Source organism: Sphingobium cloacae, from assembly GCF_002355855.1.
In the GTDB taxonomy this organism is placed as follows: domain Bacteria; phylum Pseudomonadota; class Alphaproteobacteria; order Sphingomonadales; family Sphingomonadaceae; genus Sphingobium; species Sphingobium cloacae.
Genome location: NZ_AP017656.1, coordinates 110325 through 134674 on the forward strand (window position 1 = coordinate 110325; position 24350 = coordinate 134674).

Below are 24350 nucleotides of genomic sequence, written 5' to 3' on the forward strand. Positions count from 1 at the left end.
AAGCTTTACTCGTCGCGCACTATGCGAACAGCTCTCATTAGCAGTATTGGGCGGAGGGCGCGATCACCAAGGCAGCCGATGATGAACATCGCCGCGTCAACGGGCGATCGTCGCCGGCGACAGATCGTGACCGTGAACCAGTCCCGATTGAACGACGCAAGAAAGCGGCGACGAAGGCACGCGAGACGGTGCGATGCGCGATCAAGGTCCGCAATGGAGCCAGCAGTGATCGAGGATACTTTCAGATCACGTACTTGTCCCAGCCTGCATAATGCTCGGCGCTGCGCTTCCCCCTTGGAAAGCTGAGGCCGACGAGCGCAATGCCCGCTACGACCGAGGCCACGGCACCAAGGTGACCAACGCCGTCCAGGAGGAAAGGCGCGGCCACGAGCCAGGCTCCGAACGCGACATTGATCAGCCGCAGCACGCGGGCAACCTCCGCTGTGGCGATGATCGCGACCGTGATGACCAGCGCACCCACAACGTGATCGCTGTTCGCCATCCCGCCTTCCGTGCCGAACAATACCCGGGTGAGCATCAGCAGGACGCCGATGACGATGCTCGCAGTCAGCGTCCATGGCAGGGTCAGACCCTTCTTCGCGTCCGCCCAGAAGGTGCTTGGCGAGGCCATCGCGTCCGAGGTGTCCTCTCCGCCGGCCGCGATCGCGTCGCCTTGGAAGAAGGTGCGGATCAGCGGTTTGCCTTGCCGGCGCGCCCAGAGAAGGAACTGACCCATCGCAATCACCTCGTCGAGCGCGAACGGGATCATGATCAGCATGGCGAGCGCGGCGATCAGCGCCAGCGTGCTCCACGTGCCGATGACGATCGGCTGGCTGATGATGAAGTAGATGCTGACGACGCCGAGCGGGATGACCAGAATGCCGAAGAAGGTCACCATCCACGGCATGGTGCGCCAGCGATCGCGGGTTCCCATCACTGCCATCAGGATCTCGAGCACGTAGCTGATGGTGCCGAGACCGCCGTCGGCGATCGGCCACGCCTTCGACATGTCGGAAGTGATGATTTCCTCAGTGCCGTTGCGCGGGTCGGTCAGCGATCCGACGAAGAACGGCTCCCAGGCTGTATCGATGTGCCCGAGCTGATAAGCGGTCAGGATGCGCGAGGTGAGAAGGCCGATCAGGCCCATGGCGACGATCGGCAGCCGCTGCGCGTCAGTGGACGGCGAATAGGTCCAGCCAGGCGGGATGTTCTTGGGGTCCATCATGCCCGCCATGCTCATGCCCGGCATCATCGGCACGAGCACCGACAGGGCAATCACGGCCGAGCCGATGAGCAGGTTGTTGTTGTACTGAGCAGCGCTCGGGCTCCAGAAGATTAGCGGGGCGAAGAACAGCCAAATGCCGACGAACGCCACCGCCCATTGCGCCCAGGTCTTGGTCCTGGCCGACAGCGACAGCGCACCGAACAGCGCGATGGCGAGGCCGCTGACGACATCGCTAATGGCCAGCGCGTTCGCCCGCCACTCAATCGACGGCAACCCGCGATCAATCGTTACGAAGCGCGCGGCCTCGCCGACGCTCTGCGTGGTCACGGAGTCGTATATGAGCGGGCTGGAGGCGAGCCACAGCCCAAGACCGATGTTCGCGTAAAGAGCCCAGCGCGCACGGCGCTCGTCCCGGTCCATTATGGCCATGTGATCGCCGTGTGCACCGTGGCCGGACATCGCCATGTCCGCCGCGCCAGGGCCGTGCCCCATGGCTGCATGGTCCATGCTACTATGGTCCACAGCCCCGTGATCCATACCGGCCATCCCGGCGCCTGCCGCCGTAGGTTGATGGCTCGGCGCTACAGGTTCGGCCTCTGGCTTATCGTGCCAGGCAACCAGGTTCTCGTTGAGCTTGTTGTTCCGATACCAGGCCCGCGGATGGCGCTTCAACGCCGCAACGATCGCGGGCAGCGTGTCGCGGAGACTATGTTTCGGCTCCCATCCGAGCAGCGAACGCGCGCGGGAGATATCGAGGATATAGTGGTCGTTGCTGCTGTCGATCATCCAGGGCTGGATGAAGTCGTCGCTGCCGAGCGCTTCGTTCTGTAGGATGATCCCGGCTTTCGCGAGCGGCTGCGGAATCCGGATCGTCTTCCAGCCCTCGCCGTGGAGCGCCTCGCCGACGATGTCCTGGATCTCGGCATAGCCGGGCGCGTCGGGCTCGCCGATGAGCAGTGGCAGCTCCGCCGGAAGTTCGTGCCGCCGATCGACCAGGCGAAGCACGGCATCGGCCAAATCGTCGCGGTGCACCGATGACTGTGCCGCACACAGCATGCCGGGATAAAAGTGCGAGATCAGACGGTGCTCGTAAATCTGCGATATCTGCTGCGCAAGAAACGCCGAGCGTCCGTCGTCGTCGTAAACTCCGGCGGCGCGCATATAGACGACCGGGATGTTCCCGTGATGCTCATGCAGCAACGCCTCGCCATCGACTTTGGACTGTGGGTACGCCCAGGACGCACCGATCGGGGAGTCCTCGTTGATGCGCTCGTCGGGTGTGGAAGTCGGCTTATGAACCAGCATCGTGCTGGCGAAGACGAATTGCTCGACCTCGAACGATTGCAGCCCGTCAATCAGCCGGCGGGTGCCCTGCACGGTGACCTTGTCATAGAGCGGATTGGGATCGCCCGTAATATCGTAATAGGCGGCTAGGTGGATCACAGAGGCGATGCGGTTGCCGTACCGCGCGCGCACCTCTTCGAGCGCGGCGCCCACCGCCTCGTCAGAGCCGAGATCGAAGTCGATTGCCGCCGCGGGCGGCGGCGGGTCTGGAGGACCGGCACGATCAAGGCCGACAACCGTGTAGCGTTCGCCGAGCCGGGCAATTAGCGCGGCGGCGATGAAACCGCTCGCACCCGTGATCAGAACGACGCCGCCGCCACCCTGGCCGCTGCCGGCTTCACTGCTTTTGCCATCGATCATGACTTGCTACCCTCGTTCGTTTGTCTCTGAAAACGTTAACAGGCCAGCTTTTCAGCCTTAACCCGCGGCGTGTGCGGGCATCCGGTCATAGAACTCGACCTGCATTCGCATCGGTCCGAACGGTTCGACAAAATGTGGTTGGTCCGGGAGCACCAAGCCAGGACAATCGGGATCGAGTATGGTTTCCGAGGCCGGGTCGAGAACATGATAGCGCAATCGCCCGGCGCGCACTCGAATGGCGCCCACACCCCAGGCTTAGTGCGATGCTCTTTTCGCAGCCCGGCCGGAAGCGTGTTCTCGTCGAACACAGGGGTGCATTTATAGGGCAGCGGTCGCTCTGGAGGCGGAGAGCTCATGACAATGAATCCATCACTTCGTAGCCGCGTAGGTCAGATATTCGTCTGATCGGCGGGAACGTCGCGCGGCAGCGTCGCGGCGTCCTCTGCGTCCGTCTCGACCGGTAGGTTCGCGCCGAGTGCGTGGCATGTCATCGAGATCGAACCCATCGAAAAGCCGCGCACGATCGGTTCCGGCCGGGCGTCCTCAGCGGCCGCCAGGCCTGCCAGGTAGAGGAGCGGAACGAAGTGGTCGGGCGTAGGCACGGCGCGCGCGTAGTCGGGATGCTCGCGCACCCTCAGAATGTCGCTTGGCGCGTCGGCGAGCTGCGCTACCACGGCGTCGTCGAACCGCTCTGCCCAATCGAATGCTGTGTTAGGCTGGTCCCACTGGATTTCTCGTAGGTTATGGACGACGTTGCCGCTGGCGAGGATCGCCACGCCGCTGTCGCGCAACGCGGCGAGCCGCGCGGCGATGTCCACATGGTATTCGAGCGGGCGCAGCGCATTGATCGAAAGTTGCACCACGGGCACGTCGGCTTGCGGGTAGAGGTGCGCGAGCACGGACCAGGTGCCGTGATCGAGCCCCCACTGATCGCGGTCGAGACCAACCCATTCCGGTTTCACCACTTCCGCAATCTCCTGCGCCACGTCCGGCGCGCCGGGTGCCGGATAGTCGAAGTCGAACAGCGCCTGCGGGAAGCCGTAGAAATCGTGGATCGTTCGAGGTCTCGGCATGGCCGTCACCGCGGTCGCACCGAAATACCAATGGGCCGAGACGACCAGCAGTGCACGGGGACGGGGCAGTGTTCGCCCGAGCGACTTCCAGGCGTCGGTGAAGCCGTTCCGCTCCAGCGTGTTCATCGGGCTACCGTGGCCGATGAACAGTGCAGGCATCCGCCCGGCGACCATCATGCCCCTTCCCCGCGACGCTGGAGGGAAGCGTCCAGGCTCCAAGGTCCTGGCCCCGCGAACACGAGATAGAGGAACGCGAAGCAGTAGAGGATCGCTGCATCGCCCCCGTTGTTGACCGGGAATGCGTTCTGCGGCGCGTGCGCGATCCAGTAGGCGACGGCCATCGTGCCGGAAGCCAGGAAAGCGGCTGGACGGGTGAACAGGCCCAGCGCGATCAGAAGCCCGGCCGCCAGCTCGACCAAGCCCGCGTATGCCCCAGGGTTGTCGAATGCAAAGCCACTACCTGCCGCTTGGCCAAGCGGGAAGGACAGGAACTTCTGCATCCCGTGCTCAAGGAAGACGAGACCGGCAACGATCCGAAGGGCACTCAGCATTCGCGGTGCCCAGAAATGCAATCTTTCGTTCATGGCCATCGCCGCTCCTTGTTCCCTCAGTCAACGCGGCTTGTTCATTCAAAATCCAACATTTGGATGAAGGATCATCAAGAGCTTGCCTCGCGACAGGCATGCTTTTTGTCCCGCGCACTCAACGTAATGACCATCCCGGACCAATCCTCTCGTACACTCAGCTTTGCAGCGCGAGGCGACAGTCCCGCAAGCACCTGTGGGCGACTTAGGGCGTCGGACACGTAAGCTCAGTCCAAGCGGGGGGTATCTTGGGAGGCGAGGGTTAAGCCGCGCAAGTGGGTAAAAGAAGGTGGAAGGCCTGGGCGGCGCTTGTGTGGGCGGATGGTCCATAGCGTTTACATGCCCGACGCGGGTGGCGCGAGGGTGCCTAGCCATGCCACGAGCGCCAGAATGCCGATCACGCAGGCTGTCTCGATCGCGAGGCTGACCCGCAGCGCCCTAAGCGCCCCGCGATGGTCGTTCATGGCAATCGAGCGCTCAAAGGCCGGCGTGAGGCGAAACCGATTGAGGGAAGCGAGCCCCAGCATCCCGGCGAACAGGGCTAGCTTGGCGAGCAGCAACAGGCCGTAAAGTGTCGTTCCCAGAGCCATAAAATTGGTCGGCCCGACGAGCAGCCAACTATTGATCAAACCAGTTACCACCAGGGTAACAACAACGAGCGTACCAACGGAGCCAAACCCGTGCAGGGCGCGATGGGTCAGCCGAAGGTGCGCAGCATCGATCTCCTCGGCGCGCCGCGCCATCAGGAGAAGCAATCCGAACAGCGCCCCGACCCACAGACCGGCAGCAAGGAGATGGAGGATGTCCGCAGTGAGGTGAAGCCATCCCGTGCTTCCCTCGCTCGCGGCACCATGCCCGTTCCACGCGAGTGTCGCCAATGCCGCGGCTGCCGCAATCATGGCCATAGCCAGCCATGATGCTCTGCCTCGCGCCAGCAGGGCTGCACCGCCGGCGATGACGAGCGCCACCATACGCACCTTCCAGGCGGTGCCAACCGCCGACCCTCCGAGCAGCGCGGCCGCAGCAGCCTGATCGATCGGCCAGAACGGAGATCCGGCCATCGCCGAGGCCATGAGGATCAGGCCAGCGGCCGAGAGAAGCAACCCGAGCGCCGCGCTTGCCGTGAGCCAAGGCCGCAGCGCGATTGCATCATCGCGCTCGCCAAGGCGAAGGCCGTAGAGGCTGAAGGCCGACAGGCCGAACAGCGCCGCCAGGACCAGGTACAACGCCAAGCGGATGGCGACGGTCGGCCAGTCGAGCATTCGCTCACTTCACCGTGAAATTGTAGCTGCCGGTGATTTTATGTGTGTCGCCAGAGACGACCTGCCAGTCGACGCTGTAGCGTCCACGCGGGAGACGCTGCTTCGGGGTGATGGTGAGCGTCCGGCCATCGGCGCCGACTGCGGCGCTGCTGGGCATTTTCATGGCCGCCATGCCAGGCATCGCGGCCATGGTAAGGTCGGCCTTAGAGAAAGCCGGCACGAGCTTCTCGCTGAACTGGAGGCTGATCTTCTCGGGGGTCGCGACCGCCGCGTTGGCAGCGGGACTGGCGGACACCAGCTTCGGATGCGCGTTCGCCACGCCGCCTACGAAGAACAGGGCGGCGGCGGCAGTCGTGATGAACAAGCGGCGCATTTAGGTAATCTCCATTTCAATTGGGCTCACCTGTATTACGCAGCTGGACGGGTCACCCCTCACGATCTTTTTTCGTGCCGACGCACCGCTCTCGATGAGGGGTCGGCGGTGGCAGCGCGTATTCAGAAGGGAGCATGGAGCGCTTTTTCACTGCGTCTCCCCTTAAACCAACTGTGGCCGCGGGCCTGATAGGCGCATGCGCGGGGTAATGATGAGGTTGCGGTTGACCGATCAGGGCTGGACTGGAGATCCTGAGGAGGTCATCGACTGTCTGATAGTGGGCGGTGGTCCAGCGGGCCTCATGACCGCGATCTATCTGTCGCGGTTTCTCAGGAGCTGCGTCGTCTACGATGCGGCGGCAGGGCGCGCCGCGTCCATCCCGCGCTCGCACAACCTGCCAGGATTTCCCGGCGGCATTTCCGGCGTCACGTTTCTTGCCCGTTTGCAGGCTCAGCTGCGCGAATATGGCGGTACGGTCCAGAGAGGTGAGATTGACGCAATCGTCGCGTCAGGCGACCACTTCTCGGCAAGCTGCGAACTGAACGTCCTGTATGCGCGGACCGTTGTCCTTGCGACGGGCGTCGTCAACCGGCGTCCCGAGATGCCTGATGCGATGCATGACATCGGCGTGGCGCGTGGGCTTCTCCGCTATTGCCCGATCTGCGATGGTTATGAGGCCCGGCGCATGAACGTGGCGGTGCTCGGCGGCGATGGTCATGGTGCTGAAGAAGCCGAATTCCTGAGGGCTTATGGGGCCAAGGTCACGCTTCTGGCCGAACGCTCGCTCGATCTTGGGCCGACCGAACTTGCCAAGCTGGACCAGCAGGGCATTGATGTCGCCCCCTCGCCTGTCGGGCAGTTGCGTCTTGGCGAGTGTGTCGAGGTGAGGCTGGCCAATGGCTTGGAGCTACAATTCGACACGCTTTACCCCGCACTCGGCTCATCACCTCGGACGCGGCTTGCCTCTTTGCTCGGAGCACAGCTCAGCGAATCCGGGTGCGTGCTAACCAATGCCCACCAACAAACCTCGGTTAAGGGTCTCTACGCAGTCGGCGACGTCGTGGAAGGGCTCGATCAGATCAGCGTCGCAGCCGGACAAGCGGCGATCGCTGCGACCGCAATTCATAACCTGTTGCGCGACCGCGACAGTGGATTGTCATCCGCCCTCGCCGGGCTGTATTCCGCTCGGAGCGTACCGCCGACGTAGCGGGAGCCATTGGCGGTGCGACGAGCGAACACCGCCAACAAAGCGCTGATCGCCGGCTCGCTTGTCATCTTCTTCGGCTGCTTCGCGCTTATTCGTATCCACACGACGATCGGCGACACGGCCTTTCTCCGTTCGATGATCCCGTACCACGATCCCGTGGCTCGCGCGCGAGTGCATCGAGACAGTGTGCTATTATCAGGGTCGGGGTTCCTCGACACGCCCGAGCGGAGCCGGGATCGCTGGCGGCATCCTACGGCACGAAGGTCGGCGCTGCCGCATTCTCCTTCGAACCGCGCCAACACGCGAGCGGCTACTAAGCGTCGGGCCCCTCAGAACGCCAAGTGGTTTATTCCGCCATGCATGAAGGTTCCGCCGAGGAACCCCTGAATTGAGATCGCGAGCGTCATCAGGCCAAGCACCACCCAATACAACGACCGCGACCGCTCGGGACCCTTGCGGTGGCGGGCTGCCATCCAAGCCAGCACGACGCCGAAGACCGCGATCGATGTCCCGAGCCAGCGATGCGTCATCAGGATAGGGTTGCGGTCGGTCAGGTAGAACCCGCCTGCGAACCAGCCCAGGAACGCCGCCACGATCGCTCCCAGCGCGCCGACGACCAGCATTATGTGTGCGACATGCTGATAATCCCGGTTGCGGCGCCACAACCCGAACAGCTCCACCCCGAACGCACCGATGAACAGGGCGATGGGAAAATGAATGACCATGGTATGCACCCGCCCCAGCCAGCTCACAAGCCGTTCGCCGAAAGTCTTGTTCTTGTTGGCGGTCTCCTCGTGCATGCCGCCCATGTCCATGTCGTCGCCGGCGATGTCGCGGCCGCCCATGTTCATGTCCACGGTCGACATAGAGCCCATGCCCATGTGGCCGTCGCCAGCGTCCGCCCCATCTGCTTTCTGCGTCTCGGCTGCGCTGCTAGCGGCCGGCCCGGGACCGGCCCCGAGCGCATCGTGATCTTCGTGCGCCGATGCCGACGTGCTTACTGAGATTGCAACCGCAAGGAGTAGAGCGAAAGCCCCGCCTCGTTTACCGCCCATCACCCAACCCCTTGAACCGTGTTGTTTCAATCCAGTTTACGCACGCCGCGCCTTCTTCCCTCACCTGCCCAGCTTCCTTTGTGAAACTTTCCGTCTGCTCTTCAAGACGGACTGGACGCCACAGCTACGCTGGCTGCGGCGACCGCGTCATGCCACTCCGCCAAAAAACATCGGCCGATCAGCTGCCGTGGCGGGCGAACAGGCGGCGGCCGCTGGGACCAAAGGCGACCACGTCATAGGCTTGCGCCTTGACGCCCGGCACTTCCATTCCTGGCGAGCCGAACGGCATGCCGCCGACCGCGAGGCCTCGCACGCCCTTGGGCCGGGTCGAAAGAGACCGCTTCATGTCGGCGATCGGCACGTGGCCCTCGAAAGCGATGCCATCGGCGATTGCGGTGTGGCAGGACGAGACGTCCGCGGGAACGCCCGCGCGCTTCTGCAGCGCCGGGCGGTTGGGATCATCGACGACGCGCACCTGACGGCCGAGCTGCTGCTGCACCTGCGCCGCCCACTTGGCGCAACAGCCGCAGCCGGGGTCGCGGTGCATAACGATCGGGGTAGCCGCGCTGGCGGCAACCGGAACCAACAAGGCTGCGGCAGTAAGCGCAAATCGCAACGCTGACTTCATGGAAAAATCTCCTTGGTCGTTCCTCCCGTCTCCTCGCTGGGGGCGGGAGGAACGAGGCTTATTACTGAGGACGCTTGCCCATCGACCGGAGCATCGCCTGGAGTTCACCGATGCTCTTGTTCTGCTCGGCAATCGATTTCTGGGCCATTTGCCGGGTCTTCGCATCGGGCGACTCCCGGAGAACGATCTGCGACATGGCGATCGCACCGCGGTGATGCTCGATCATCTTGCGGACCCACGTCTCGCTCGCATTAGCGCCCTTGGCCTTCATCATCTTTTCGTGCATCGCCATTTCGGCGGGCATGAAAGGCGTGTTCATGCCAGGCATGTTGTCGTGGTTCATGCCTTGCATTTTCGAATGGTCCATGCCCTGCATCTGCTGCTGAGCCAAAGCGGGGCTCGCCGACGTCGCGGCCAGAGCCAGAAGTGTTACTGTCTTGAACATCGACTTCTCCTTCTTGACCTCAGCCAACCCGACAAGACTAGTCGGCCTCAAAACCATGTGCGAATGCCCAGAACGAGGCTGGTGGATATCGCATCCTCGCCATCCTCGCGTGCAAAACGAGCAGAACGGCCCACTCTGCGCTCGTACGAAACACCTATATAGGGGGCGAACTCTCGCTTCACCTCGTAGCGCAGCCGCAAGCCAAGCTCGATATCCGACAAGCCCGAACCGATCCGGTCTGCCGGAACGTCCTGCGCCGCAAACTCAGCTTCGACACGAGGCTGGAGAATCAGCCGCTGGGTGATGCGCTGATCGTAATAGCCTTCAACGCGGCCCAGCACGTCTCCCTTGCTAGACAAGAACAGTGCGCCCTCGACATCGAAGAAACCCGGAGCCAGGCTCTCAAAACCGACTGTCGCGTAAACACGCGAGGGATTAGGCTTGAAGTCGTACCGGATCCCTGCCTGAAAATCGGTATAGGGTCCGATTGCCCGTGCGTAGAGCGCCTGCAGCTCCGCCCTTTCCAAGCTTCTCCCAAAGTTCCCTTCGCCCTCGGTTTTAAGAACCAGACGATTAACGTCGCCACCGTACCAGGCGCTGCCATCCCAACGATAAGCATCGCGACCATCCCGGATCTGGACTTCAGCCAGGTTGAATATGACCTGCGAGAAATTCTGCCCGCCGTGCATCGACCGCAGATGCTGCTGCGAATGCGCCATGGCAGCGGCAGAGTAGACCTGGTCCGCGGCACGATCCGTCGGAATGGGGGGCGGCGGAGCGGTGCCGGCCTGCAGGTTGGTGCCGATCATCGCCGCGCCCGTGCCTGAGGGCATGCTTCCCATGTCGTGTCCCGGCATGCCTTGCATCGCGCCCGAACTCTGGCCCATTCCCGGCATCGATCCATGGTCCATGCCTTGCCTGGTGCTTGGCTGGCCGGAGGCGGCACCGCCGGAGGCACTTGGCATGGCCGACATGTCGTGCGCGGTATTGGGGTTGGGGTTGGCTCCAGGCGTATTCATGCCCGGCATGGTCGTCATGTCATGACCGGCGTGAGGATCGGCAACGATCGTTGCAGGGGCCGGAGGCTTGGCGGGCTGATTCGCAGCGGGCTTGGCCCCCGATCCCGTTTTCGCGGGCGGTGTCGATCTAGCGGCGGGCTTTGGGGACGCTTTGCGCGCGACGGGCTTGGTCGCTGCGGGCTTCTTGGCGGCCGGCTTTTTAGCGGCCGGCTTTTTCACCGCTGGCGTATTTGACGGCGGCATCTTCATGCCCGGCATATTGGAATGGTCCATCTGCGCGGCCACCGGACTTGCGAGGCCAAGTGCCGCGCCGCCAGCGATCAAGAGGAACTTAGGCTGCATCGCGGTTCTCCTCGCCCATCGGGCGAACCGTCACGACACGCATCATCCCCGCGGTCATGTGATAAAGATTGTGGCAGTGGAACGCCCAGTCGCCGGGCGCATCGGCCGTTACGTCGAATGTCATCTTACCGCCGGGCGCCACATTCACCGTGTGCTTGCGAGGCGCGAAGTCGCCATGTCCGGTCACCAGCTCGAAGAAGTGGCCGTGCAAATGAATTGGGTGCGGCATCATCGTGTCATTGACCAGGGTGACGCGCGCGCGCTCGTCCTTGCGGAACGGGATGGGGTCGGCAGGGTCGCTCATCTTCTGGCCGTCAAAGCCCCACATGTAGCGCTCCATATTGCCCGTCAGGTGGATCTCCAACTGACGCGACGGGGCGCGAACGTCCGGGTTGCGGTCGAGCGCGACAAGATCGCGATAAGTGAGCACGCGATGATCCGCGTCCTCCAGCCCCTGCGGCGGCTCGCCCGTGCGGTCCTTCGGCATCGGCGAGATGGTCTGCACTCCCGGCCCCATCTTGACGCCGGGCGCGTTCTTGGGGTTGCGCATGTTCATGTCCATGCTGCCGCCTGACCCATGATCCATCCCGGCCATGCCGCCGCTGCTCATCTGACCATGGTCCATGCCCGCCATCCCGGCAGCGCCCGCCGCCATTTGGCTATGGTCCATCCCTGGCATAGCGCCGCTCATCTGGTCGCCCCCCATCCCAGCCATGCCGGCCATCGCAGCGCCTACCGCCTTCGTTCCGTGATCGGTGGGCTCTTTCCACCCGGTGAGCTTCCACAGGTTGCGCGAGGCATTCTGCATCAACGTGGGATCCGGCCCGCGCTTTGCGACCGGGTTCTCGTCCGCCATACCGGACATCCCCTCCATCCCGCTCATGTCCATGCCCATGTCGGTCATGGTCAGCAACGTGCGCGGGCGGAGCGGCGGGACCGGGGCGATCATGCCCTCGCGCGGGGCCAGTGTCGCGCGCCCCATGCCGGATCGGTCGATCGCCTCGGAAACGAAGCTGTAGGCGCGGTCCTCGGGCGTCACGATCACGTCGAAGGTTTCCGCGACGCCGATCTGGAATTCGTCCACGGTTACCGGCCGGACGTTCTGGCCGTCGGCCTGCACCACCGTCATCGGCAAGTCAGGGATGCGCACGTTGAAGTTGGTTTGCGCCGCAGCATTGACGATGCGCAGCCGAACCCGCTCGCCCGGTCGGAAGAGGCCCGTCCAGTTGTCGTAAGGGCCAAAGCCATTGACGAGGAAGGTGTAGGTCGACCCCGTAACATCCGCAATATCGGCCGGGTCCATGCGCATCTTGCCCCATTCCATCCGATCCTTGAGGCGCATCTCGCGGCCGGCGAGCAGCCCGCTCAGCGTCGGGCGCTGATAGTTGAAATAGGCGCCGCCCATCTGCTTGAGCTTGCGGAAAATTTCCTCGCCCGTCATTTCGCTATGGTCGGAGAGGACGATCACATGCTCGCGGTCGAACGCGATCGGGTCGGCACCGGCCGGATCAATCACGATGGGTCCGTAGAGCCCTGCCTGCTCCTGTTCGCCCGAATGGCTGTGATACCAGTAGGTGCCCGACTGCAAGATCGGGAATTCGTATACGAAGGTCGAACGCGCCTTGATGCCAGGGAAGCTGATGCCGGGCACGCCGTCCATTTGGAACGGCAGAATGAGCCCGTGCCAGTGAATCGAGCTATCCTCGTCGAGATTGTTGGTCACTGCGAGACGGACGTTCTGGCCCTCCTGGAGGCGGACGAGCGGTGCGGGCACGGTGCCGTTGACGCCGATTGCCGGCGTCGTGATCCCGTCCATGACGAGCTTCATCCTGTCGATCGTCAGCGCGATGTTTGTGCCCGACACGGTCGGCAGGGGCCTGGCGATGCCGCGCGACACAGGTTGCGCCCAAGCCGGCAGGTAGGCCGACATGGCCAGCGTGCCGCCAAGCATGGCGGTTCCGCGCATTACGTCGCGCCGGTTTAGATTGCGGCTCATGCCTTTCCTTCGCTCCAGTTCAATGCTTGCGGCCGGCGGCGGGGGGGGGGGAGGGCCGCCGACCTTACCTTTCACTACGCGCGAACCGGCCCATCCCCTCACACTAAGTCGAGATTTTTCGACAATCTTTCACGCGCGCGCCGGAGTCGCATCTCCACGGCCTTGCCGCTGATCCCCAGCGCGGCCGCGGTCTCCCCCTGGGACAGTCCTTCCACGGTCCGCAGCAAAAGCGTCTCCTTGAGCGTGGCCGGCAGCTCGGACACCGCGCGCGAAAGCCGCGCAAGCTCTGCGCGATCGAAGGTTACCGCGTCGGCACCTGGCGCCTCGTCCCGCCCACTCTCCATGGTCTCGGGCGGCAGCGAAGAGGCGAACGATAGTATCTGGCGTATGCGCCGCCGCCTGTGCCAGTCGCGGCTCTTGTTGATCGCCACGCGGGTCAGCCACGCAGCGAGCGGTCGCTCTCCGTCATACTTTCGCAAGTTCTGAAAGGCGGCCACGAAGCATTCCTGAGTGAGGTCAAGCGCCTCTTCGGCGTCGCCGATATGCGAGCGGATCAGGCGGTAGACCGGTTTTTGGTGCCGCCGCATGATCTCAGCGAACGCAGCCTGACGTCCGCCGAGCGTCAAGGCGGCGAGTTCGCCGTCCGTGCAGGCCGCGAGATCGAGGCTCACCGCGCGTCTGCGGTCAGCGCCTTCACCACCGCGCGGTCGAACGCCGTCGTCTGATCCGGCCGCAGGATCTGCCGCATCGCGAACATATGGTTCAACGTCTCCTTTTGGAGCTCACCCATCGCGCCGTGCGAACGATCGACGGCCGCCGCGACCTGCGGCCCGTTACCATGTTCGGCCTCGATGGCGGCGGCGAGCCGGGCGTTGTCGGCTCTGAGCTCCAGCTCCAAGGCACGCCTTCGAACGGCGAAGTGAGACTCCAGCGCCTGGAGCTTAGTCCGTTGAGCTTCGTCTAGCTCGAGCCCGTCGTGGAGCAAGCTGTGAAGCTCAACGCCCGGGCTTGGCGGGGACGGGAACAACTCACGTCCAGCCCAAACGCCTGCGACCGCCGCCACGAACGCGATGATGGCGATCAGCATCGCCCTCCGGGCGCCGCTCGTCACTGGAACGCGAGCAAGGTCGAAGGCGCTAGCGGCATGGCAGGCCCGAAGGGTGTTAGCGTCGGCACCTGCGCAGTCGCCGCTGTGGACGACAATCCGCCGCCCACCACTCCCAAGGCGACTGCGCCTAGCGCTGCCAGCATGCCGGATCGCAGCGCCACTACGCCACCCGCGCGGCGCTCCGCCGCGATCAGTCGCATGACTTCGCCTTCCAGTTCAGCGAGCCGGGGATCAAGCGGTTGCTCGCCAAGGCGGCGCAACGCGCTGTCTAAATCCATGTCCATGGTCATTCCTCCGCCGTCCTCACATCCATTACGCACGGCCGGCGAACACCCCTCCAATCTGAAGTGAACGAATGCCACACGCCCCTCGGCGCGACTGCGCACTCTTCCATTGCGTCCAATCGCTCGCAGCTGGCTACGCAGCCGACAATCCACGCGTCCCGCTGTTCAAATTCCTTGGCAACTCTGTTTGCAGGCCGAGCGCGCCACTGAGCGGACGCCGCGGCGTTAGAAATAGAGGAGCCGGGCGACACCGGTCGGCACGGCTCTTCCGCTGTTTACAAATGAATGTGCTATCTCTTGGAAACCCTCGATTGCGGGAGGATCGCGCCGATCGCGCCCGAAGCGGCGAGAACGGCCTGTTCAGCTTCCGAAAACAGTCTCTTGTTTCCTTCTCCGAAATCCGACTATGGCGAGTCGAGTTTTCGGAGAAAGTCTTTGCTCGTCGGCTATGCGCGCTGTAAACGCTCGCGCTAAGTGGCGGCATTCTGATCGCGCTATTTGTCGGCGAGCGTCGCTACGCGGCTACCGGCTTGGTCTCGGCCGATCGCACATAGGCGTAGAGTTTTGGCTTGGAGATGCCGAGCATCGAGCAAATCTTGGCGATCGGCATCGTGTTCTCGTGGTAGAGCCTGACGGGCAGGTCGCGCTTGTCCTTGCCGAGTGCGGCCGGCCGGCCACCCTTCTTGCCGCGAGCGCGGGCTGCGGTGAGACCGGCCTGGGTCCGCTCGCGGATCAGGTTGCGCTCGAACTCCGCCAATGCCCCGAACAGGTGGAAGGTAAGCTTGCCCGACGTGGTGGTCGTGTCGATCGCCTCGTGCAGGCTCAGCAGCCCGACCTTTTCCTCGTCGAGGTAGGTCATCCATCCGATCAGATCACGGAGCGAGCGGCCGAGCCTGTCGAGGCGCCAGACCACCAGTGTGTCGCCGGCGCGAAGCAGCTCCTTCACCTTTTCCAATCCAGGGCGAGCGGCAGTCGCCCCGGAGGCCTTGTCGGTGATGACCTTCTCGCAGCCGGCAGCCTTCAGCGCATCACGCTGGAGGTCCAGGTTCTGCTCGGCGGTCGATACGCGGGCGTAACCGATTTTCATGCGTAGGGCCGGTGGCGCCCCGATCGGGCGCGGTTTGGGAAGAAAGTCGTCATCGGCAGGTCTATGTTGCCCTAGTTTTCTTTACCGGGTAGATTTACGTCGAACAGGCCGGTTTGGCAACGCGAGCGGACTCGCATGGCGATGGGCAGGCAAATCTCCGTTTTCCTTACCTGCGACACGGACCGTCGGCGGTGACGCATCCGGCGCTTGTCCCGCCGCTGGCGATCGAGCGCTACCGCGTCCTTGAACCGCACCTCGCCGATGGCATCCCGCTCGCGGACCTCGCCCGCACCGGCACGCTGAGCGAGCGGACGTTGCAGCGCTGGCTCGGGCGCTACCGTGCCGAAGGACTTGCCGGTCTCGCGCGTCTGCCGCGCAACGATCGGGGCAGGCTGCACCTGCCGGAACATCTGGTCGAACTGACCCGCACTCTCGCCACCAAGCGCCCGCGACCCCCGGTCGCCGCCATTCACCGAAAGGTGCAGGAACTCGCCATCGCGCATGGACACCGAACCCCCAGCTATGCGGCCGTCGCGCGTGTCGTCAGGGCGATACCGGCAAGCCAGATCGCCGCAGCCTCCGATCCGGCCGTCTACCGCGACCAGCACGAGCTAGTGCATCGGCGCGAAGCCGCGACCTCGAACGAGATGTGGCAGGCCGATCATACCGTTCTCGACATTCTCGTGCTCGATGATGCCGGAACCCCGGTGCGTCCTTGGCTGACCGTCATCGTTGACGATCACAGCCGAGCCATCGCCGGTTACTTCCTCAGCCTCGATGCCCCCAGTGCCCTCAACACGGCGCTCGCCTTGCGGCAGGCGATCTGGCGCAAGCCCAATCCCGAATGGATCGTCAGCGGCATTCCCGAACAGCTTTACGTCGACAACGGCTCGGATTTCATCTCCGAGCATATCGAGCAGGCGTGCATCGCCCTCAAAATCCGCCTCATCCATTCGCTGCCGGGGCGTCCTCGCGGGCGCGGCAAGATCGAGCGGCTGTTCCGCACCATCAACGACATGTTCCTGCCCGACCTGCCCGGCCACCTGATCGCGGGCAAGCCGCTGTCGGCGCCAGTGCTCACGCTCGACGAGCTGCGCGCCCGCTTCGAGGCGTTCGTGTGCGGCGTCTATCATCGTCGCCCGCATGGCAGCACCGGCGAACCGCCGATCACGCGCTGGCAGAAGGGCGGGTTCCTGCCCGCAATGCCCGACAGCCTTGAACAGCTCGACATGCTGCTCGTGCACGTGCCCAAGCCCCGTAAAGTGCTGCGCGACGGCATCCGTCTGATGGGCAGGCGCTATGTCGAACCCACGCTCGCGGCCTTCGTCGGCGAGCAGGTCGAGGCGGTCTATGACCCCCGCGACCTGACCGAGATCCACGTCTACCACCAGGGCCGGTTCGTCTGCCGTGCGCTCAGCTCCGAGCACGCTGGGCACCCGTCGTTGCGCGCGATCCAGCGCGCCCGGCGCGGCGCGAAGGAGCGCGACAAGCAGGTGCCTGCCCCCACGGAGACCTTCGATGGCGACCAAGAGGATACGGCTTCCCGGCCCACCACCTACCGAGGGCTCCGGCTCTACGCCGCTGACGATTGAGTTCCTGGTCGAGCAGCCGTTCCTGGCGACCCGCGAACATGCCCGGTTCGTCGAGTTTGCCGAAGCCTGCGCGCACTACCGCTATATCGGCGTGTGTCATGGCCGGCCGGGCGTCGGAAAGACGCGATCGGCGCGCGAGTTTTCCAGCTTCCCCGACCTGGGGGAATATGCCGCGCTCCGTCCCATTGCCGCGCTCCTTGGCGAAAAGGTCGCTCGCTGCCGCGCCGTCTTCTACACCGTGTCGGTCAGCAACACGCCCAAGACGATCGACGCGGTGTTGGGCCTCAACCTCATTAAGCTGGGCTATGCCCGGCTGACGGTCGCGGGCGGCTCGCAGGACGAAATCACCCATGACGCCGCCCGCATCGCCTGCCCCCTCGTCATCGTCGACGAGGCCGACCGCCTGACCATAAAGTCGCTCGAACATCTCCGCGACATGGCCGATCGCCACGGCTTCGGGCTGATCCTGATGGGTATGCCGGGCTTGGAGAAGCGCCTCGCCCGCTATGCCCAGCTCTACTCGCGGATCGGCTTCGTCCACGAGTTCAACCCGCTTACCGAGACCGAAATGCGGCTGCTGCTCGCGACCCACGCCGGCGATTTCGGGATCAGCTTCGACCCGGCCCAACTCGACGCGATCGAAGCGCAGGCAGCCGTGATCCGCATCACGCGCGGCAACTTCCGGCTCATGGAGCGCCTGTTCGCGCAGATGCGGCGGATCATGACCCTCAACCGCGTCGAGGAGGTCACCGCTGACATCGTTCAGGCCGCGCGCGATTGCCTCGTCATCGGACCCGGCAACTGACAAATAGCGCGATCAGAACGCCGCCATTTAGCGCGAGCGTTTACAGGAGATGCCGAGAATCTCGGCGGTTTCGGCTTCCGATTTCTCATCGATCGTCCGCAAGACGAGCGTGTCCTTGAGCGATGCGGGCAGGGCGGCGATCGCTTTCATGGCCTCTGCCAGCTGCTGCTCGGCGCCGATCGCCTGGTCGGGTAGTGGCGCCTCGTCGACGACATGTTCGGCTTCCCCCAGCGCCAGCGCGTGGGAGAAGAAGTTGCGGACCGCGCGGCGGCGGCGCCAGTCATGGCATTTGTTGATGACGATCCGCGACATCCAGACCGGAAAAGGTCGCGCAGCGTCATAGCGGTTGAGTGCGGCGAAGGCGGCGACGAAGCTCGCCTGGGTCACGTCGAGCGCTTCGTCGCGGTTCCCGACATGGCTGCGCACGAGGCGGTGCACCCAGCCCTGATGCCGGCGGACCAGCTCGCCATAGGCCGCTTGCCGGCCTCCAAGCGCCAGAGCCGCGAGCTCCCCGTCCGAGCAGTCGGGGAGGCACGCGGTCATTTGGACTTGGCCGTCAGCGCTTTCACCACGGCGTCGTCGAACTTGTCCGTCTGATCCGGGCGCAGCACGGCCCGCATCGCGAAGATATGCTCGAGTGTTTCCTTCTGCAGCGCGCCCATCGCCTGGTGCGAGCGATCCACCGCCCCTGCAACCCGAGGACCATAGCCATGCTCCGCCTCGATCGCCTCGGCGAGCCGCGCGTTATCGGCGCGCAGTTCGGCCTCCAGTGCCTGACGCCGGATCGCATAGTTCTTCTCGATCGTCTCGAGACGGCTATGTTGCGCGGTGTCCAGCTTCAGATCGCGATGGAGCAGGTCGTGCAACTCATTTTCGACCGGGCGCACCGGAACCACATAGACGCGGCCGATGACCACACCGGCGATCGCCGCGGCAAAGGTCAGCAGGACGAGGAGCAGGAGCCGGCGGTCGCGCATCATTGTGAACTCAGCAGCGTCGAAGGAGCGAGCGCGAGCCGCGCGTTAAAGGGCGATATCGGCCCGGCTTCGGTCGACCGCACAGGCACGGCCGAGCCGGCAATTCCCAGGAACAAGGCTGCTGCCGCGGCGATACCGAATGTCGTGGCGCTCAGGCGGGGCATGGCCTGGAGCCGGGCGATCTCGGCCATGACGCGGCTGTCCAGCCCGGCAAGCCGGGGATCGAGCGGCGCTTCCCGCAACCGGCTGAGCATGTCGTCGAGGTGGTCCATGATGTTTCTCCGTCTTCTCTTCACAATACGCATTCTGGCCCACGACCCCTTGGCTCGGAACAGAAAAGAAATTTGAGAGGGGTGCAGGCTGCAGCTGCGTATTCTCTCATGTCACTGACAGGAGAATGTCCAAATGCGCTTCTTTTCGCCGCTCGCAGCCATCGCCGCCGTCGGCCTGAGTGTTTCGGCTCCGGCCTACGCCCATCCCAAGCTCGTGTCCTCGACGCCCGCCGCCAACGCCAGCGTCCCGGCGCCGTCGCGTATAACGCTCACCTTCAGTGAAGGTCTGATGCCGAAGCTGTCGGGCGCCGAGATCGTGATGACCGGCATGCCCGGCATGCCCAACCACCGCATGGCGGTAACCGGCTTCAAGACGTCCGTCGAAGGCGACAAGACGCTCGTGCTGACGCTCGCCAAGCCGCTCATGGCGGGCAGCTATCAGGTCGCCTGGCACGTCGTCTCGACCGACACGCACCGCATCCAGGGCAATCTCGCCTTTACCGTCAAGTGACGCCATGAACGACGTGGCACTCGTCGCCGTCCGCTGGGCGCTCTACGTCGATCTCGGCCTGTTGTTCGGCCTGCCGCTGTTCGCGCTCTATGCGCCCGGCGGCGGCCGGATGGTACAGCGGCATCTGCCGATGGTAGCAATGGTGGCCGGTCTCGCCTGTCTCGCCCTCCTGCTGTCGGCGCTGGGGTTCGCGTTGCAGGCAGCGGCCATGACCGGGCTGCCGCTCACCCAGCCTGATCTTTCCATGGTCGCAGAGCTGTTCAACGGCACGTCCATGGGAACGGCGCTGAAGGCGCGCCTCGTCGCGCTCCTCGTTCTTCTGCTCTCCATCCCCTTCTATCGCCGGCAATCCCGTCCTGCCTTCATCGCCTCCACTCTGGCAGGCGCGGTCGCACTCGCGACCCTCGCCTGGAGTGGGCATGGCGCGGCTGGCGAAGGCGAGGCGGGCTGGCTGCAACTGGGGGCCGATCTCATCCATCTGCTCGCCGCCGGCGCCTGGGTCGGCGCGCTTGCCGCATTCCTCGCGCTGGTACTTCCCAGGCTCGCAACCGACGATCTCGCCGCTCAAGACATGGACCGGGTCACGCTCGCCGAGGAAGCGTTGCGGGGCTTCTCCCTCGTCGGCACGATCATCGTCGCCCTGCTGATCCTGACCGGGACGGTGAACGGCTGGTTCCTCGTCGGTCCGGGCAACATCGCCTCGCTCGGGCAGTCGACCTACGGCCTGCTGCTCATCGCCAAGCTGCTGCTGTTCGCCGGCATGCTGGGCCTGGCCGCGCTCAACCGTTATCGCCTGACCCCGGCACTTGCGCAGGCGATCGAGGAAGAGGACGCGCCACGGGCGCAGGCGCTGCTGCGCGCGAGCCTCGTCGTCGAAGGCGGTCTTGCGATCGTCATTCTCGGGCTCGTCGCCTGGCTGGGGACACTATCGCCGCCCATGTCGATGTAGCTTATCGTTTCGGACGCCTCGCGTTGGGAGAAGCCAATGCAATCCTACACCCCGCCGCTCGGGACCGGATCGACGAAAGACTATGATCGCGCGATCCGCCTGTGGACGCGGGAGAAGCGGTGGCGTGCCGCCATGCTCGCCGCCCTGGCGCCCAAAGCCGGTGAGACGGTCGTCGACGTCGGCTGTGGCACCGGCAGCTTCGCGCTGATGCTCAAGCAAGCCGAGCCCAGGACGCAGGTGATCGGTCTCGATCCCGATGCCGAGGCGCTCGACATCGCGCGGCACAAGGCCGCTGTGCGGCGGGCCGATATCGACTGGCGTCAGGGATTTGCCAGGGACGTGGCCCCGGGTACCGCCGACGCTGTCGTGTCGAGTCTCGTGCTGCATCAGATGCCGGTCAGGGAGAAGGCGGCAACCCTGCGCGCCATCCTGCGCGCCATGTTCGCCATGCTGCGCCCGGGTGGGCGCCTGGTGATCGCCGATTATGGCCGCCAGCAGGGTTTCATGCGGCTTGCCTTCCGCCTGACCGTGCAGCGGCTCGATGGCATCGATGATACCCGGCCCAATGCCGACGGCGTGCTCCCCGGCCTGATCGCGGCGGCCGGCTTCAGGCATGTGGCCGAGACGTTTCGGCTTTTGACCATCACCGGCGCGATCGACTTGTTTACGGCGCATCGACCGGCGCAGGACCACGGCCTTACGGTTGCCAATGACCTTGGCTGATGGCGGCCAGGCGAACGGGCCCGCCGATTTGTCCGCTTAGGCGATTACGTATTGACCCTGACACGGTGTCAGACCCTAGATCGTCAGGCGTCGAAAGGAGCAAGGCGATGAACGAGACACATGGAGCGGCGCATGGCGGCGGTTGCTGCGGCGGCCACAGCGCCGCGAAAGCGGCGACCGGCGTCAAGGACCCGGTCTGCGGCATGACCGTCGACCCGGCGACCACGGCGCATCAAGCCGAGCATGGCGGTGAACGCTATCATTTCTGTAGCGCGGGCTGCCGGACCAAATTCATCGCCGATCCCGAACGCTATCTCGGCCCGCCAGCGCCGCCGGTCGCGGCGCCCGAAGGCACGATCTGGACCTGCCCGATGCATCCAGAGATCCGGCAGGACCATCCCGGATCCTGTCCGATCTGCGGCATGGCGCTCGAGCCCGCGACCGTGACTGCCGACAGCGGCCCCAGCCATGAGCTGGTCGATTTCACACGGCGCTTCCGGGTCGGCCTGATGCTGGCCCTCCCGGTGCTGATCCTCGAGATGGGCGCGCATCTCTTTCCCGCGATCCATCGCCTCGTGCCGATGTCGATCTCGGTATGGATCCAGTTCGTGCTGGCGACACCCGTCGTGCTCTGGGCGGGCTGGCCCTTCTTCGAGCGTGGCTGGGCCTCGCTCAAGACCCGCAACCTCAACATGTTCACCCTGATCGCGATGGGGACCGGGGTCGCCTGGATCTACAGCGTCGTCGCGACGCTCGCGCCCCAGCTGTTCCCGCCCGCCTTCCGCGGAGAGGACGGCATGGTTGCCGTCTATTTCGAGGCGGCCGCGGTGATCACTGTCCTCGTGCTGCTCGGCCAGATGCTCGAACTGCGCGCGCGCGAGCGGACCTCGGGCGCGATCAAGGCGCTGCTTAACCTTGCGCCAAAGACCGCGCGCCGGATCGGTTCCGATGGCAGTGAAGAGGAAATCAGCCTCGATCTCGTTGCGGTCGGCGACCGCCTGCGTGTGCGTCCCGGCGAGAAGGTGCCGGTCGATGGCGTGGTCGAGGACGGCCGTTCCTCGCTCGACGAGTCGATGGTCACCGGTGAGTCCATGCCCGTCACCAAGGCCAAGGCCGACACGGTGATCGGCGGCACGCTCAACCAGACCGGCGCGCTCGTTATCGTCGCCGACAAGGTTGGCCGGGACACCATGCTGGCGCGCATCGTCCAGATGGTCGCCGAGGCGCAGCGCTCGCGCGCGCCGATCCAGCGCATGGCCGATCAGGTGTCGGGCTGGTTCGTGCCCGTGGTCATCGCGGTCGCGGTGGTCGCGTTCATCGCCTGGGGCATCTGGGGCCCCGAGCCGCGCTTCGCCTACGGGCTGGTTGCGGCGGTCGCCGTGCTGATCATCGCCTGTCCCTGCGCACTGGGTCTCGCCACGCCGATGTCGATCATGGTCGGGGTTGGCCGCGGCGCCGGGCTCGGCGTCCTCATCAAGAATGCCGAAGCGCTCGAGCATATGGAAAAAGTCGACACGCTCGTCGTCGACAAGACCGGCACGCTGACCGAAGGCCGGCCTGCCGTCACCCAGATCGTGCCGGCGCCCGGCTTCGACGAAGCCGAACTGCTGCGGCTTGCCGCCTCGGTCGAGCGGGCCTCCGAGCATCCGCTCGCGCTGGCGATCGTCGAGGCCGCCAAGGATCGCGGCATCCCCACGAGCGACGTCACCGACTTCGATTCCCCCACCGGACGCGGCGCGCTCGGCACCGTCGACGGCCGCCGGATCGTGCTCGGTAATGCGCGGTTCCTCTCGGAAGAGGGCATAGCAACCGACGCGCTGGCGGAGCAGGCCGACGCCCTGCGCCGGGATGGCGCCACCGCGATCTTCATCGGCGTCGACGGCACCGTCGGCGGCGCCTTTGCAATCGCCGATCCCGTGAAGCAGACGACGCCGGAGGCCCTGGCCGCACTCAAGGCCGAAGGCATTCGCGTGGTGATGTTGACCGGCGACAACCGCACCACAGCAGAGGCGGTGGCAAGGCGGCTCGGCATTGACGATGTCGAAGCCGAGGTACTGCCCGACCAGAAGAGTGCCGTCGTCGCGCGGTTGAAAAGCGAGGGGCGCGTGGTGGCGATGGCCGGCGACGGGGTCAACGACGCCCCCGCACTGGCTGCCGCCGATGTCGGTATTGCCATGGGCTCGGGCACCGACGTCGCGATCGAGAGCGCGGGCGTGACGCTGCTCAAGGGCGATCTCATGGGCATCGTGCGGGCACGGCGGCTGAGCCAGGCGACCATGTCCAACATCCGCCAGAACCTGGTCTTCGCCTTCATCTACAATGTCGCCGGGGTGCCGGTGGCGGCGGGCGCGCTCTATCCGCTGTTCGGCATCCTGCTCTCGCCGATCATCGCGGCCGCCGCCATGGCGCTCTCCTCGGTCAGCGTGGTCACCAACGCGCTGCGCCTCAACCGGAAAGCGCTGTGAACATCGGGGAGGCGTCGAAGCAAAGCGGGGTCTCGGAGCGGATGATCCGCCATTATGAGAAGATCGGCCTCATCCCGGCGCCGCCGCGCCGGGGAGCGGGTTATCGCGACTATGGCGAGAGTGACCTCCATCGCCTGCGGTTCATCGCCAATGCCCGCGATCTCGGTTTTCCGATCGAGGAGATCCGGACCCTGCTCGGCCTGTGGGCCGACACGGGCCGCAGCAGCGCCGATGTAAAGCGGGTCGCGTTGGCGCGGGCGGAGGAATTGCAGCGCAAGGCCGAAGCGCTGACGACACTGCGCGAGACCCTCGTCGATCTCGCCGAGCGCTGTCATGGCGACGAGCGGCCAGATTGTCCCATCATCGCCGAACTGAGTCTCGACAGAAAATGTTAGCGCCGGCCGCCTCTCGGACCAGACCCGCTCTGGCGGCCGGGGTGCTGATCGCACTTGGCATTCTCACGACGGGCCTCGCGATATATTTCCTCGCAGTCCGCCCGCCACTGCTGGCGGAGGATCTTCGCCATATCGGCGGCAACCCGCAGACCCTTTCGCCGGTATTGCGGGACTGGTTCGGCGGGATAGCTGGCTCGCCCGTGCGACCGCACTGAGCCTCCTGATCGTATTTGGCCGCTTTTCATACAGCAATGTCGTGCTGAGCTCTG

At 64.8% G+C, this 24350-nt stretch carries 26 protein-coding genes and 2 pseudogenes; 10 read left to right on the forward strand and 18 right to left on the reverse strand.

The features are described from left to right. Nucleotides 1–241: 241 nt before the first annotated feature. The 6 genes and pseudogenes from SCLO_RS19155 to copC (SCLO_RS19180) all read right to left on the reverse strand — a co-directional run bounded on the left by SCLO_RS19155 (nt 242) and on the right by copC (SCLO_RS19180) (nt 6221). Nucleotides 242–2929 carry a vitamin K epoxide reductase family protein gene (locus tag SCLO_RS19155; protein WP_066520820.1) on the reverse strand — a complete coding sequence of 896 codons (2688 nt, stop codon included), beginning with the start codon at nt 2927–2929 and terminating at the stop codon, nt 242–244. A 108-nt stretch (nt 2930–3037) separates the two neighbouring features. Further along, nucleotides 3038–3285, reverse strand: a pseudogene (locus SCLO_RS19160) (DUF1971 domain-containing protein); the annotation flags it as partial. A 33-nt stretch (nt 3286–3318) separates the two neighbouring features. Next, nucleotides 3319–4161, reverse strand: coding sequence for a 4,5-DOPA-extradiol-dioxygenase (gene ygiD / locus SCLO_RS19165; protein WP_456154412.1), 843 nt, complete (start codon nt 4159–4161; stop codon nt 3319–3321). A 14-nt stretch (nt 4162–4175) separates the two neighbouring features. Continuing rightward, nucleotides 4176–4586 carry a DoxX family protein gene (locus SCLO_RS19170; protein ID WP_066520826.1) on the reverse strand — a complete coding sequence of 137 codons (411 nt, stop codon included), beginning with the start codon at nt 4584–4586 and terminating at the stop codon, nt 4176–4178. A 335-nt stretch (nt 4587–4921) separates the two neighbouring features. After that, the gene (copD, locus tag SCLO_RS19175) at nt 4922–5848 is read right to left on the reverse strand and encodes a copper homeostasis membrane protein CopD (RefSeq protein ID WP_007407019.1); all 927 of its coding nucleotides are present in this window, start codon (nt 5846–5848) and stop codon (nt 4922–4924) included. 4 nt (nt 5849–5852) lie between these two features. After that, nucleotides 5853–6221, reverse strand: a complete 369-nt coding sequence (gene copC, locus SCLO_RS19180) for a copper homeostasis periplasmic binding protein CopC (protein WP_007407009.1) — start codon at nt 6219–6221, stop codon at nt 5853–5855. 211 nt (nt 6222–6432) lie between these two features. Between copC (SCLO_RS19180) and SCLO_RS19185 the strand changes: the two genes are divergently transcribed. Both SCLO_RS19185 and SCLO_RS24020 read left to right on the forward strand, forming a co-directional pair. Further along, nucleotides 6433–7428, forward strand: coding sequence for an NAD(P)/FAD-dependent oxidoreductase (locus SCLO_RS19185; protein ID WP_314375488.1), 996 nt, complete (start codon nt 6433–6435; stop codon nt 7426–7428). Nucleotides 7429–7452: 24 nt separating this feature from the next. Continuing rightward, nucleotides 7453–7578: pseudogene (locus SCLO_RS24020) on the forward strand (DUF305 domain-containing protein); the annotation flags it as partial. Nucleotides 7579–7757: 179 nt separating this feature from the next. On the opposite strand, the gene SCLO_RS19195 reads toward SCLO_RS24020, so the two are convergent. The 9 genes from SCLO_RS19195 to SCLO_RS19235 form a co-directional block, all read right to left on the reverse strand. Beyond that, nucleotides 7758–8294 (reverse strand): DUF2231 domain-containing protein, encoded by a 537-nt coding sequence (locus SCLO_RS19195; protein ID WP_082102658.1) that lies wholly within the window; start codon nt 8292–8294, stop codon nt 7758–7760. A 367-nt stretch (nt 8295–8661) separates the two neighbouring features. Then, complete coding sequence (locus SCLO_RS19200; protein WP_066520818.1) at nt 8662–9111, reverse strand: DUF411 domain-containing protein; 450 nt, start codon at nt 9109–9111, stop codon at nt 8662–8664. Between the two features lie 61 nt (nt 9112–9172). Beyond that, nucleotides 9173–9556: a DUF305 domain-containing protein gene (locus tag SCLO_RS19205; protein WP_030541567.1), complete on the reverse strand. Its 384-nt coding sequence runs from the start codon at nt 9554–9556 to the stop codon at nt 9173–9175. 47 nt (nt 9557–9603) lie between these two features. Continuing rightward, on the reverse strand, nt 9604–10917 hold the full coding sequence (locus SCLO_RS19210) for a copper resistance protein B (protein WP_007407010.1): 1314 nt from the start codon (nt 10915–10917) through the stop codon (nt 9604–9606). Then, the gene (locus SCLO_RS19215) at nt 10907–12913 is read right to left on the reverse strand and encodes a copper resistance system multicopper oxidase (RefSeq protein WP_030541566.1); all 2007 of its coding nucleotides are present in this window, start codon (nt 12911–12913) and stop codon (nt 10907–10909) included. Before SCLO_RS19215 ends, SCLO_RS19210 begins: the two co-directional genes overlap by 11 nt. A gap of 98 nt (nt 12914–13011) precedes the next feature. Continuing rightward, nucleotides 13012–13584: an RNA polymerase sigma factor gene (locus SCLO_RS19220; RefSeq protein WP_046407140.1), complete on the reverse strand. Its 573-nt coding sequence runs from the start codon at nt 13582–13584 to the stop codon at nt 13012–13014. Then, nucleotides 13581–14000: a periplasmic heavy metal sensor gene (locus SCLO_RS19225; RefSeq protein WP_046407154.1), complete on the reverse strand. Its 420-nt coding sequence runs from the start codon at nt 13998–14000 to the stop codon at nt 13581–13583. Before SCLO_RS19225 ends, SCLO_RS19220 begins: the two co-directional genes overlap by 4 nt. Before the next feature lie 20 nt (nt 14001–14020). Then, the gene (locus tag SCLO_RS19230) at nt 14021–14305 is read right to left on the reverse strand and encodes a hypothetical protein (protein ID WP_007407013.1); all 285 of its coding nucleotides are present in this window, start codon (nt 14303–14305) and stop codon (nt 14021–14023) included. A 514-nt stretch (nt 14306–14819) separates the two neighbouring features. Beyond that, the gene (locus SCLO_RS19235; RefSeq protein ID WP_009824027.1) at nt 14820–15392 is read right to left on the reverse strand and encodes a recombinase family protein; all 573 of its coding nucleotides are present in this window, start codon (nt 15390–15392) and stop codon (nt 14820–14822) included. Nucleotides 15393–15583: 191 nt separating this feature from the next. Between SCLO_RS19235 and SCLO_RS19240 the strand changes: the two genes are divergently transcribed. Together SCLO_RS19240 and SCLO_RS19245 are read left to right on the forward strand one after the other, a co-directional pair. Next, a complete protein-coding gene (locus tag SCLO_RS19240; RefSeq protein ID WP_004212864.1) occupies nt 15584–16984 on the forward strand; it encodes a Mu transposase C-terminal domain-containing protein in 1401 nt (466 codons plus the stop codon). Further along, entirely contained in the window at nt 16911–17789 is an 879-nt protein-coding gene (locus tag SCLO_RS19245) for an AAA family ATPase (protein ID WP_082102860.1), read from the forward strand. The genes SCLO_RS19240 and SCLO_RS19245 overlap by 74 nt, the downstream gene beginning before the upstream one ends. Nucleotides 17790–17816: 27 nt before the next feature. Here the strand turns inward: SCLO_RS19245 and SCLO_RS19250 are convergent, their stop codons facing one another. Genes SCLO_RS19250 through SCLO_RS19260 form a run of 3 tightly spaced genes read right to left on the reverse strand, consistent with a single transcriptional unit; the run spans nt 17817 to nt 19038 of the window. Next, a complete protein-coding gene (locus tag SCLO_RS19250) occupies nt 17817–18332 on the reverse strand; it encodes an RNA polymerase sigma factor (protein WP_046408689.1) in 516 nt (171 codons plus the stop codon). Continuing rightward, nucleotides 18329–18766, reverse strand: coding sequence for a periplasmic heavy metal sensor (locus SCLO_RS19255; RefSeq protein WP_025550099.1), 438 nt, complete (start codon nt 18764–18766; stop codon nt 18329–18331). The genes SCLO_RS19250 and SCLO_RS19255 overlap by 4 nt, the downstream gene beginning before the upstream one ends. Next, nucleotides 18766–19038, reverse strand: coding sequence for a hypothetical protein (locus SCLO_RS19260; protein WP_030541624.1), 273 nt, complete (start codon nt 19036–19038; stop codon nt 18766–18768). Before SCLO_RS19260 ends, SCLO_RS19255 begins: the two co-directional genes overlap by 1 nt. Before the next feature lie 133 nt (nt 19039–19171). Here SCLO_RS19260 and copC (SCLO_RS19265) point away from each other — a divergent pair, with 133 nt between their 5' ends. The 6 genes from copC (SCLO_RS19265) to SCLO_RS23045 all read left to right on the forward strand — a co-directional run bounded on the left by copC (SCLO_RS19265) (nt 19172) and on the right by SCLO_RS23045 (nt 24296). Next, complete coding sequence (gene copC / locus SCLO_RS19265) at nt 19172–19549, forward strand: copper homeostasis periplasmic binding protein CopC (protein ID WP_007406420.1); 378 nt, start codon at nt 19172–19174, stop codon at nt 19547–19549. A 4-nt stretch (nt 19550–19553) separates the two neighbouring features. After that, nucleotides 19554–20498 carry a copper homeostasis membrane protein CopD gene (gene copD, locus SCLO_RS19270; protein ID WP_007406374.1) on the forward strand — a complete coding sequence of 315 codons (945 nt, stop codon included), beginning with the start codon at nt 19554–19556 and terminating at the stop codon, nt 20496–20498. A 36-nt stretch (nt 20499–20534) separates the two neighbouring features. Next, complete coding sequence (locus SCLO_RS19275) at nt 20535–21221, forward strand: class I SAM-dependent methyltransferase (protein ID WP_007406390.1); 687 nt, start codon at nt 20535–20537, stop codon at nt 21219–21221. 107 nt (nt 21222–21328) lie between these two features. Continuing rightward, nucleotides 21329–23686 (forward strand): heavy metal translocating P-type ATPase, encoded by a 2358-nt coding sequence (locus tag SCLO_RS19280; RefSeq protein WP_004206948.1) that lies wholly within the window; start codon nt 21329–21331, stop codon nt 23684–23686. Beyond that, the gene (cueR, locus tag SCLO_RS19285; RefSeq protein WP_007406402.1) at nt 23683–24081 is read left to right on the forward strand and encodes a Cu(I)-responsive transcriptional regulator; all 399 of its coding nucleotides are present in this window, start codon (nt 23683–23685) and stop codon (nt 24079–24081) included. Before SCLO_RS19280 ends, cueR begins: the two co-directional genes overlap by 4 nt. Continuing rightward, nucleotides 24075–24296 (forward strand): hypothetical protein, encoded by a 222-nt coding sequence (locus tag SCLO_RS23045; protein ID WP_017501310.1) that lies wholly within the window; start codon nt 24075–24077, stop codon nt 24294–24296. Before cueR ends, SCLO_RS23045 begins: the two co-directional genes overlap by 7 nt. Nucleotides 24297–24350 lie beyond the last annotated feature (54 nt).

Coding starts and splice junctions, on each gene's coding strand:
- ygiD (WP_456154412.1), bottom strand. CDS start 4,161: ATGCCTGCACTGTTCATCGGCCACGGTAGCCCGATGAACACGCTGGAG.
- SCLO_RS19215 (WP_030541566.1), bottom strand. CDS start 12,913: ATGAGCCGCAATCTAAACCGGCGCGACGTAATGCGCGGAACCGCCATG.
- SCLO_RS19195 (WP_082102658.1), bottom strand. CDS start 8,294: ATGTCGACCGTGGACATGAACATGGGCGGCCGCGACATCGCCGGCGAC.
- SCLO_RS19260 (WP_030541624.1), bottom strand. CDS start 19,038: ATGGACCACCTCGACGACATGCTCAGCCGGTTGCGGGAAGCGCCGCTC.
- SCLO_RS19235 (WP_009824027.1), bottom strand. CDS start 15,392: ATGAAAATCGGTTACGCCCGCGTATCGACCGCCGAGCAGAACCTGGAC.
- SCLO_RS19205 (WP_030541567.1), bottom strand. CDS start 9,556: ATGTTCAAGACAGTAACACTTCTGGCTCTGGCCGCGACGTCGGCGAGC.
- copD (WP_007406374.1), top strand. CDS start 19,554: ATGAACGACGTGGCACTCGTCGCCGTCCGCTGGGCGCTCTACGTCGAT.
- SCLO_RS19230 (WP_007407013.1), bottom strand. CDS start 14,305: ATGGACATGGATTTAGACAGCGCGTTGCGCCGCCTTGGCGAGCAACCG.
- SCLO_RS19225 (WP_046407154.1), bottom strand. CDS start 14,000: ATGCTGATCGCCATCATCGCGTTCGTGGCGGCGGTCGCAGGCGTTTGG.
- copC (WP_007406420.1), top strand. CDS start 19,172: ATGCGCTTCTTTTCGCCGCTCGCAGCCATCGCCGCCGTCGGCCTGAGT.
- SCLO_RS19210 (WP_007407010.1), bottom strand. CDS start 10,917: ATGCAGCCTAAGTTCCTCTTGATCGCTGGCGGCGCGGCACTTGGCCTC.
- SCLO_RS19255 (WP_025550099.1), bottom strand. CDS start 18,766: ATGCGCGACCGCCGGCTCCTGCTCCTCGTCCTGCTGACCTTTGCCGCG.
- SCLO_RS19170 (WP_066520826.1), bottom strand. CDS start 4,586: ATGAACGAAAGATTGCATTTCTGGGCACCGCGAATGCTGAGTGCCCTT.
- SCLO_RS19245 (WP_082102860.1), top strand. CDS start 16,911: ATGGCGACCAAGAGGATACGGCTTCCCGGCCCACCACCTACCGAGGGC.
- SCLO_RS19200 (WP_066520818.1), bottom strand. CDS start 9,111: ATGAAGTCAGCGTTGCGATTTGCGCTTACTGCCGCAGCCTTGTTGGTT.
- SCLO_RS19185 (WP_314375488.1), top strand. CDS start 6,433: ATGAGGTTGCGGTTGACCGATCAGGGCTGGACTGGAGATCCTGAGGAG.
- SCLO_RS19275 (WP_007406390.1), top strand. CDS start 20,535: ATGCAATCCTACACCCCGCCGCTCGGGACCGGATCGACGAAAGACTAT.
- SCLO_RS19280 (WP_004206948.1), top strand. CDS start 21,329: ATGAACGAGACACATGGAGCGGCGCATGGCGGCGGTTGCTGCGGCGGC.
- SCLO_RS19250 (WP_046408689.1), bottom strand. CDS start 18,332: ATGACCGCGTGCCTCCCCGACTGCTCGGACGGGGAGCTCGCGGCTCTG.
- SCLO_RS23045 (WP_017501310.1), top strand. CDS start 24,075: ATGTTAGCGCCGGCCGCCTCTCGGACCAGACCCGCTCTGGCGGCCGGG.
- SCLO_RS19155 (WP_066520820.1), bottom strand. CDS start 2,929: ATGATCGATGGCAAAAGCAGTGAAGCCGGCAGCGGCCAGGGTGGCGGC.
- copD (WP_007407019.1), bottom strand. CDS start 5,848: ATGCTCGACTGGCCGACCGTCGCCATCCGCTTGGCGTTGTACCTGGTC.
- copC (WP_007407009.1), bottom strand. CDS start 6,221: ATGCGCCGCTTGTTCATCACGACTGCCGCCGCCGCCCTGTTCTTCGTA.